The organism is Streptomyces sp. NPDC001880 (assembly GCF_053594575.1).
In genome coordinates, this window is record NZ_JBSFET010000152.1 from 1 (window position 1) to 8200 (window position 8200).

The window sequence follows — 8200 nt, forward strand, 5'->3', positions numbered from 1 at the left end:
TGGTCGGTACCGTACTGGCCCTGATCACCCTGGTCGGACTGCGTTCGAGGCTCACCTGGATGCCACCGAGGTTCACCTTGCCTACCTGGTGCGCGGCGACCTGGCCGTGACCGAAGGCGGTGAGGCGTACGCCCTGCACCCGGCCGGACTGGACGCCCGGCAGGTGCGTCTGCTCGGCGCCTTTGACCTGGTCTCCGCGCTCGCCCCGCGGAAACCGGCCAACCGGCAGCAGAACACGTGCCCTTGAGGAAGCCGCATATCCGCGTGCCAGCTGGCCGACCAGTCGCTGCCAGACCTGCTTGTCCTCGACGCCGACAACCAACCGCACGCCATCGTGCCCGGCTCCCAGCTGATCCGGCAGCTCCTGCCCGCCTACATCGCCGCCGGCCCGGCACTTGCCGGCGTCGTGGCCGAACAGCACGACGGTGAGCTCGCCGAGCGCCTCGCCGGGCTCACGGTGGCCGAGTGGGCTCCGCGCCGCCTGTATCCGCCGTCCACCGTCGGGCCCGACGCACGCCCGATGGAGGTCGCGGCCCTGATGGCCCACACCCGCGGAGCGGGTTCGACGACGGAGGTATCCGCCCGGACCAGAGCCATGCCCATCACGGACGCGTCCGGATGCGCGGGGCCGTCGGCTGCGAGCGTTCGTGTCCAGCCCAGCACCAGCGGGGCGGTGACCGGCTCGCCATCGTCGTCCACCAGCGGCACCTCGTAGGCGACCAGTGCATCCGGCGCCACGGCGTCGGCGGCGCCGGTCACGACCCGGACCGCGTCCCGCGTTGGCAGCACCCCACGCAGGAAGGTTCCGCCGGCGAGAGGCACCGCTGTGTAGTCGAGGAGGAAACGAGTGAGGTACGCCTGCTGCTCGACCGTCTCCGCGCACAGCCCGCTCACTGGTTGATCCAGTCCGGGCGCTTGTTGGCGCCCTTGCAGTAGGTCGTGATCACGCCGACCTTCCTGCCCTTGCCCGCGTCGTACTCACCGTCGGCCGTGCGGCGGGCGTACTGCACGATGGCCACGACATTGATGAAGCGGGTGCCGTTGCGGGCGACCCCGTAGTACTCCATTCGCCCCCGCTCTTCTTGTCCACCTTCCCGGCCAGTGGCTCAGCCGGTTGGCTGCGACTTTGCGCTACATGACATCTGGTCGAGTAAAACTGACACCGGGCCTACGTTCCGAGAGCGCAGGACAGCGGCGCAACGCTGTGACCAGCAGAGACACTGCTGCAGCAGGCGGCAGTCGGACTGAAAACTCGGATTAGCCTCAATACCGGTAACTTACGGGCAGTCGGTCGTTGTTGTTGATGTGTCAAGAGCGGGTCAACTGAAGTCATCTGGTGAGTGGCTGTCGGACCGGGTCGCGGTCGGGGTGCTGACCCAGGCGTTTCCTCGGTCTCTGGTGGACGAGGTGTTGGCGGAGACGGGGCGGGTGCAGCAGCGGAACCGGTTGTTGCCGGCCCGGCTGGTGGTCTACTTCGTTTTGGTGATGTGCCTGTTCTCCGGGCAGAGCTATGAGGAGGTCGCCCGGCTGCTGACCGCGGGTTTGCAGGGTGCGCGGCGCTGGCGCACATCGTGGGCGGTGCCGAGTACGGCGGCGATCTGGAAAGCCAGATCCCGGCTGGGTGTGGCACCGCTGCGGCAGCTGTTCGAGCGGGTGTGCCGTCCGGTTGCCACACCGGACACTCGGGGTGCCTTTACCGCGGCTGGCGACTGGCCGCGATCGACGGCACGACAGTCGACTTGCCCGACACGAAGGCGAACGTGGAGGCGTTCGGCCGTCCGCCCCGCTCCGGGCGCGGTGAACAGGACGTCGGCCAAGGCACCATCGCCGGCCACGAGGGTGCATACCGGCTCATCACCACGATCCTCGACCCGGGCAAGGCCCCGGCCGCGGACTGGCCGCCCTCTACGCCCAGCGGTGGGAGTTCGAGTCCACCCTCGACGAAATCAAGACCCACCTTGGCGGGCCACGCCTGGTTCTGCGTTCGCAACACCCCGAGGGAGCCGAGCAGGAACTCTACGGCTTCCTGCTCGTCCACCACGCCATCCGGCACCTGATGCACCAGGCCGCACGACAGGGCGACCAGGACCCCGATCGGATCTCCTTCACCCGCTCACTGCGCGTCGTGCGCCGCCAGGTCACCGACCAGGCGGCGTTTTCCCCCCGGCCGACTCGCCCGCGCGATCAAAGCCACTCACCCTGAGCTCCTCGAACGCCCCCTGCCTCCCCGGCGGTGCCGGGCCAACCCTCGTGCCATCAAACGGAAAGTCGCCGGCTGGCCCCTCAAACGCTCCGCCCAGCGGGCAGCAGACCACCCAACCACCGCGGTTATCACCCTCGTTGGCGCCGCTAAACCCAAACGGGTCAAACGCACACCAAAGCACTTAGTTACCGGCGTTGAGGTTAGGTATCAAGAGACTCGACCCTGGTGTCAAGTAGCCCGAAAACGTTGGTGCCTTGGCCGAGGTCAGCCTGCGACGCCGGTGTCATGTAGCGCGAGATGTCACATGGGTAGCCGATCCGTCTCCGACGACCTTGCACTGGTAGTCGGTATCGACATCGGGGCGGGCTCACGGCGTCCTGTAGGTGCGATCGCAAGGCGGAGGAGGCATCGGGCGCGCAACCGTTCGATATCGGCAAAAGTCTAGCGACCGAAAGATTGTTCTCCTGGAAGTCACCGTCCGTTTGCCCGCGTCTCAGCAGAGGATCTCTCTATGCCGATACCCTCGCACAACCGTCGTGCCTCCCGTGCCGCTGTCGCCGCCCTCGGCGCTGCCGGCCTGATCGCGCTGGCCGCGGCTCCTGCCGCCTTCGGCGATGAAACCGCACCCGAATTGGTCATTGGAGGCATCGAGCCGATCAACGGGGTGAAACCGGGGAGCAGCTTCGATCTGCCGGTCACTCTGGCGAACAAGGGCACAGGGGCGGCCGAGAAGGTATGGGTCTCCTACGCCGTCACCCGGGGACTCGACTTCGCGGAGGTTCCCTCCAACTGCCGAACACAGCAGGTCCGGTCCTACGACGAGATGCCCGAGAAGTGGATCGCGGTGTGCGCGTTCGATCAAACGGTGGAGCCGGGCGTCGTCTACACGCCCGAGAAGCCTCTCCGTGTCAAGGCACTGGACCGCGCGCTCAACGACGAGCTGCGCGTGCGTGTCGGGGACGTCGATCCCGGGGCGGACGAGAACGGCACTCCGCCGGTGGCGGGAACCGCGCCGGCGGTGAAACTGGTCGAGGGACAGGCCGGGGGCGAGGGGGCCGCGCGAGTTGCCGATGTGCCCATCACCTCCGTCAACACGGCCGACTACCAGGTGACGGGTGCCGCGCTGAAGGGGAGCGTCGGTGACACCGCCAACGCCGGGCCCGCGTGGGTTCTGACCAAGCAGGGGGACCGGTCCGTCAGTGTCATGATCACGCCTCCCGCTGGAACGTCGGTCGTCAAGCGCGGCCAGTTCTGCCAGGCCAAGGGTAAGGCGTACGTCTGCGGCATGCGGTCGCTGGATGAGGGCAGCCAAGAGACCTACACCTTCGAGCTGAAGATCGACAAGCGGGTGACGAACGCTAAGGGCTGGGTGGCCCTGAGTACCGAAGCACGGCCGTTCGACCCCAACAAGGCCAACGACAAGGCAGACATCACGCTGGACGTCACGGGTGGGGAGTCGACTGGCTCGATGGGCAGCTCGGCCAATGCCTCGGGCGGCTCGGTCAGCGGGTCGTCGATCGGCGACGACGGGACGACGAACAGCGGCAGCCTGGCAGAGACCGGCTCCTCGACGCTGCCGATCACGGGCGTGGCTGCCGCGGCGTTGGTCACGGGTGCGGGCACGCTCCTCATCGTGCGCCGCCGCCGGGCTCAGAGCCTGAGCTGACGACCGTCCGACGCGAGCGGTGGTACCCGTCCCGGGCCACTGGTCCGGGACCCCGCACTGCCTTGATTGGTGGCGCCTCAGACGGCCGCCTGCGAGCGTTACCGCCAGATCGACGGCGACCCGGCCGGGATCGTGGCCGGTCCCACGCGGTCGCAGCGGACCCAGCACGGTGGAGTACGCACTCGTCAACCCGATGGCATCGGCGAGATCGGCCAGCAGGCGCGCTCCGGCATGCCCGACCACCCCCGTTCCGTCAGCGGAGACATGAACCCGGGGACGCGAACCGATAGCCTTCACGCAAAAAGTGCCTTCCACTTGGACCGACAGAACCCCTCGACAAGGTTCATCGTCCCAGTTCAGAAGGCACGTTCGCGATCCCGGCCACTGGCTTTCCCCGCTCCGACCGAAACAGCGAGGGTAGGCGTCGGTCACGGCTTCATGGGCTTCATCCATCGCTGGACTCCAGCTGCATCAACCTGGCCGTCGTCGTTAACTGCAGTGCGCATGTGCTCACAGCAGGCGGCAGGCGGCAGTGAACTGGATGTACATGCAGGGCTACGACTACTCCCACCTGCGCCGATGCCAGCGAGGCATCCAGCAGCGCTTCGCACGCAAGGGAATCGAGTCGTCACAGCGGCTGTGACGCCGCCGGTGGTCCGTCGAACACACCATGTCCTGGCTCGTCGCCTGCCGCAGGCCCCGCCGCCGCTACGTGCGTAAAGCCGAGCGCTTCTTCACCTTCACAAGCATCGCCTGCACCCTCATTTGCTTTCGCAGACTCACTAAATGAGATGACTTCTTATGGCCGACAACACCAGGCTGCTCGACAGCGTAGGTTCAGGGCTTGTAGCGGCGCAGGCGAGCCGACGGCTCCCCGCAGCGCGCGCTGCGGGTCAGCGCAGTGGAGGCGAAGCACACCTGGGCGTGATCGTTGAGGGCTCATGCAGCACCGCTGCCCTCATTCCGGTTGGGCGCGTTTGAGCGAAAGGCTGATGCGGCGACGCTGGCGGTCCACGTCAAGGATGGCGACACGGACCTGGTCGCCGACCGCGAGCACCTCCTGCGGGTACTCGACTTCGTGATCGACCAACTCGGTAAGGTGGACGAGGCCCTCGACGCCCTCTTCCACCTGGACAAACGCGCCGAACGGCACCAGCTTGGTCACCGTCCCCGAGACCGTGTCCCCGCCCTTGTGAGTATCGGCATAGTGCTGCCAGGGATCGGGCTGCAGCGCCTTCATGGACAGGCTCACCTGCTCCCGTGCGAAGTCGATGCTGATGATCTCGACGCGGACTTCCCGACCGATCGGGGCAATGTCGTCCACCGAGTCGAAACGGGTCCAGGACATCTCGGGAACACGGAGGAAGCCGAGGAAACGGCCCAGATCGTCATCGAGGTGCACGTACACCCCGATGTCATTGAGACCCGTCGCGACAACGCCGGTGACAGCCTCGCCCACTCGCAGCGAGCCAAGGAACGTCCGCCGCTCCTCGGCCCGGCTGCGATTGGTGCGCCAGCGTGCCCGAAGGACACCGTCCCCGTCGGGCAGCACTGCCGCGAGAAGAGGATGGCGATCAGCTCGTTCCAGAGGAACCAACGCAACGCGGTGGCCCGGGCCCGCCGTGATCTGGGGATTCGGCACGTCTGCACGTCCCATGCCCGGTTCGGCGACACACGCCCTGTGGAACCCGCTGCCCGGATACTGCCGTACGAGCAGGTGAAGGCGTTCCCCGCGCACGACGGCGGCGCGGATCGCCTCGACATCGTCGGTGAGGTCCGGCCATACCGCCAGCCGCGCCCGTGGGGTCAGACGCTCATGCACAGCCTCGACCTCGTGAGCGGCCGTCAGGCGGTGCCAGCGGTAGGCGTTGCCGGACGGACGCTCCTCCAGCAGGACCCCGCCGCGGTCCGCGACCAGTGCGCCGACCTCAGACCAGAACTTCTCGTCGGCGGCCCGCGAGGCGTCGGTCTCGTCGAGGGCCGGGTCGTAGGGTGAGCTCGCGACCCGGTCGGCGAACAGCCCAAGAATGCGGGTGCGGGACACGGCGTTCTCTTGGTCCCGGCCGCCGCCGACGTATATGTCGTCCCGGTCGCCGACATGGACGAAGAATCCATTGTCCGCCTGCAGCCGGCACCAGGCGCCCTCGCGCAGCACCATCGCCCGCAGCAACCCGAGACCGGTGGTGAGCGGGACGCGCGCGCCGTCGTGGAACCCGACGCTGTCATAGGGGAAGAGCCCGCTCAGCCCATGCCCCCCTCTTCCCGCGAGGACGGAGAAGGAGAAGAACCCCTCGGCCATGGGGTTGCCGATCGTCACCTGCTCGACGGCGGCATCGAGCGCGAACCCGGCCACGGCCGCCATGCAGGCAGCAGCGACGCGTTCTCTCGAGTCATACGCGATGAAGGTGCTGTCTCCGTCGGCCGCCGCGTCGAGGTCAGCAGGGTCGTACGGAGTAATGCGGTACACAAAGGGCGCCATGTCAGCGGCCCGGATGGCTCGTAGTCGCCCTGAGGGCCGGTCGCGGGTGGACAGGGGGAATGATCACCTTCGAACTCTACCGGCACCAGGCCCGGCATGAGCAGGATTCATTCTCGGCAACGGCGACCCGGATCGGGTGCGCAAAGTCGGGGCGGCTTGAATACGGACATGGACTCCCCGATCTGGGCTGCGCTGTCGGCCGCCGAGCGATCCGCCGTGGACAGCACGATTCAGCAGGACCACCGGATAGCGGCAGTCGCTCGTATCCGCGAGGCGTTCCCAGTCGAGTCCAGGCCAGGCCTGTACGACACGCTCGACGTGGTTGCAGAGCGTTACCGGGAGCTGGGCCAGCGGTTCGAGCGCTATCCGACCCATCCGCTGGACCTGGCGACGCTGGTGGAGAAGGTGGAGGCTCTGCCCGGCCGGACGGTCGCCATCGAGGCACTGTGGGACGGTGACACCGATGGTTGGTGCGTGGACCTGATCGCACTCACGGACGACCCGGCTACTGAGCACCGGCTCGCCATGATCCGGCACGGCAGTGACATGAGACTGTTCAACGGCACGGTTCCGCCGTGGCCCGAGGCGCAGGAAGCAGAGACGATTGGTCGCGCCCTGGCCGAGCAGTTCGCCGTGCCGTTCCACTTCGCCAGCCCAGATCAGCCCGACTTCGACGCTCCCCGCTGGAGGACCACCTCCTGAAACGCGCTGCCACTCGGCCCGACACTCTCTCGGCTCAGACCGGCCCGGAGTCAGCCGGCCTCCGAGGCTACTGGTGTCCACAATCCAGGCTGGTGCCGTTGGCATCGACGACCTTGTAGTCGAGGACGACTGTGGCGGGGTCGCCGCCCTCGTGGAATCAAACAGCGATGCAGTCCTGGGAGACACAGGTGGAGAACCAGACGTCGATTCCCTCCACGTCCGGCATGACGGTGAAGGCCTCTCCAGGGGCCAGCCAGTAGTCCTCGCCATAGGGCTCGACGAAGAGACACAGCGGGCTGGTGCCCAAGTTCTCGACCGGAAGCGTGTTACGTGCCATTGGGGCCCCCGAGGCTTGCGGACGGGGCGATGGCGGCGGCGAAGGCAGCGAGGGCCATGAAGTCGTCATCCTGCAGGCCGATCCGGGGATTGACGTGGTGGAGGAGGACTGGTGCCGTGTGATGTGCCGCCACGTGTGCCTGATCCGCGTCGCTCTGTTCGTCGTCCACCCAGACGAACGGCCGACCGTTCGCGTAGACCACCAACGGTTCGGTCTTCCAGTGGACGCCATCGGGACGTTCATTGAGCAGAGCGTCGCCGAAGTCGACGAACGGCAGTTCCGGCAGGCCGAGCACCGGGCCGATCCACCTGTTCGCGTCACTCATCCAGGTCGTGGCCCAGCACAACTCGTACGGGAGGGCCATAAGCGTTGGGCCATGGCAGGGGTTGAGCCACAGACGTAGCGGCCTGCGATGCCGGAACCCGAGTTCCGCAGCTTCACTGACCTCCTGCGGGACCCGCAGCGTGACGTAGCCCGCGGGTCGCCTCTCAGGCTTCGCCGCATAGGGGTTCAGAGGACCATCGACGTCGAGGAACAGCAAGGGCCGGCTCACGACACCTCCGACTCTGCCGCCGATCCACTGGGCCGCCGAAGCATATCCGCAGTCCCCTCGCAGGCTCATACGCTGCCCGGCAAAGAGCCGCCAGTCCATCAACTGATCGACCCACAGGCCCGACACATCCTGAACTGCGACATCCATCGCTTCCGGTGCGTAAAAGTCGGCCTGCGCCGACGCCGTTGATCAGCCAAGGACTGCTCATGATCCTCGACCCTGACGCGGCGCTCGAAGCCGTCGGATCAAGCCTGCAGGAC

The 8200-nt window shown here is 67.1% G+C and carries 9 protein-coding genes and 2 pseudogenes; 3 read left to right on the forward strand and 8 right to left on the reverse strand.

The features are described 5' to 3' along the window. The 3 genes from ACWCQ6_RS34505 to ACWCQ6_RS34515 form a co-directional block, all read right to left on the reverse strand. On the reverse strand, positions 1-421 hold a 421-nt coding region (locus ACWCQ6_RS34505; RefSeq protein WP_451096066.1), incomplete at its 3' end, for a hypothetical protein. Further along, positions 373-894: a hypothetical protein gene (locus ACWCQ6_RS34510; protein ID WP_451096068.1), complete on the reverse strand. Its 522-nt coding sequence runs from the start codon at positions 892-894 to the stop codon at positions 373-375. The genes ACWCQ6_RS34505 and ACWCQ6_RS34510, both read right to left, overlap by 49 nt. Then, positions 891-1067, reverse strand: coding sequence for a hypothetical protein (locus ACWCQ6_RS34515; protein WP_451096070.1), 177 nt, complete (start codon positions 1065-1067; stop codon positions 891-893). The genes ACWCQ6_RS34510 and ACWCQ6_RS34515 overlap by 4 nt, the downstream gene beginning before the upstream one ends. Before the next feature lie 340 nt (positions 1068-1407). On the opposite strand from ACWCQ6_RS34515, the pseudogene ACWCQ6_RS34520 reads away from it, so the two are divergent. After that, positions 1408-1590 (forward strand): annotated as a pseudogene (locus ACWCQ6_RS34520) (transposase domain-containing protein); the annotation flags it as partial. 103 nt (positions 1591-1693) lie between these two features. On the opposite strand, the gene ACWCQ6_RS34525 reads toward ACWCQ6_RS34520, so the two are convergent. Beyond that, on the reverse strand, positions 1694-2041 hold the full coding sequence (locus ACWCQ6_RS34525; RefSeq protein ID WP_451096082.1) for a hypothetical protein: 348 nt from the start codon (positions 2039-2041) through the stop codon (positions 1694-1696). A gap of 673 nt (positions 2042-2714) precedes the next feature. Here ACWCQ6_RS34525 and ACWCQ6_RS34530 point away from each other — a divergent pair. Then, positions 2715-3869, forward strand: coding sequence for an LPXTG cell wall anchor domain-containing protein (locus tag ACWCQ6_RS34530; protein ID WP_451096072.1), 1155 nt, complete (start codon positions 2715-2717; stop codon positions 3867-3869). Between the two features lie 84 nt (positions 3870-3953). Here the strand turns inward: ACWCQ6_RS34530 and ACWCQ6_RS34535 are convergent. Together ACWCQ6_RS34535 and ACWCQ6_RS34540 are read right to left on the reverse strand one after the other, a co-directional pair. Continuing rightward, a pseudogene (locus tag ACWCQ6_RS34535) lies at positions 3954-4184 on the reverse strand (IS1380 family transposase); the annotation flags it as partial. A gap of 643 nt (positions 4185-4827) precedes the next feature. Beyond that, complete coding sequence (locus tag ACWCQ6_RS34540; protein WP_451096074.1) at positions 4828-6336, reverse strand: S1 RNA-binding domain-containing protein; 1509 nt, start codon at positions 6334-6336, stop codon at positions 4828-4830. Between the two features lie 180 nt (positions 6337-6516). Here ACWCQ6_RS34540 and ACWCQ6_RS34545 point away from each other — a divergent pair, with 180 nt between their 5' ends. After that, positions 6517-7050 (forward strand): hypothetical protein, encoded by a 534-nt coding sequence (locus tag ACWCQ6_RS34545; protein ID WP_451096076.1) that lies wholly within the window; start codon positions 6517-6519, stop codon positions 7048-7050. A gap of 157 nt (positions 7051-7207) precedes the next feature. Here the strand turns inward: ACWCQ6_RS34545 and ACWCQ6_RS34550 are convergent, their stop codons facing one another. Continuing rightward, positions 7208-7387 (reverse strand): hypothetical protein, encoded by a 180-nt coding sequence (locus tag ACWCQ6_RS34550; protein WP_451096078.1) that lies wholly within the window; start codon positions 7385-7387, stop codon positions 7208-7210. Next, entirely contained in the window at positions 7377-7940 is a 564-nt protein-coding gene (locus ACWCQ6_RS34555) for a hypothetical protein (protein ID WP_451096080.1), read from the reverse strand. The genes ACWCQ6_RS34550 and ACWCQ6_RS34555 overlap by 11 nt, the downstream gene beginning before the upstream one ends. Positions 7941-8200 lie beyond the last annotated feature (260 nt).

Excerpts from the sequence above, each read along its gene's own strand:
- ACWCQ6_RS34515 (WP_451096070.1), bottom strand. The coding sequence starts at position 1,067 with ATGGAGTACTACGGGGTCGCCCGCAACGGCACCCGCTTCATCAATGTC.
- ACWCQ6_RS34530 (WP_451096072.1), top strand. The coding sequence starts at position 2,715 with ATGCCGATACCCTCGCACAACCGTCGTGCCTCCCGTGCCGCTGTCGCC.
- ACWCQ6_RS34545 (WP_451096076.1), top strand. The coding sequence starts at position 6,517 with ATGGACTCCCCGATCTGGGCTGCGCTGTCGGCCGCCGAGCGATCCGCC.
- ACWCQ6_RS34550 (WP_451096078.1), bottom strand. The coding sequence starts at position 7,387 with ATGGCACGTAACACGCTTCCGGTCGAGAACTTGGGCACCAGCCCGCTG.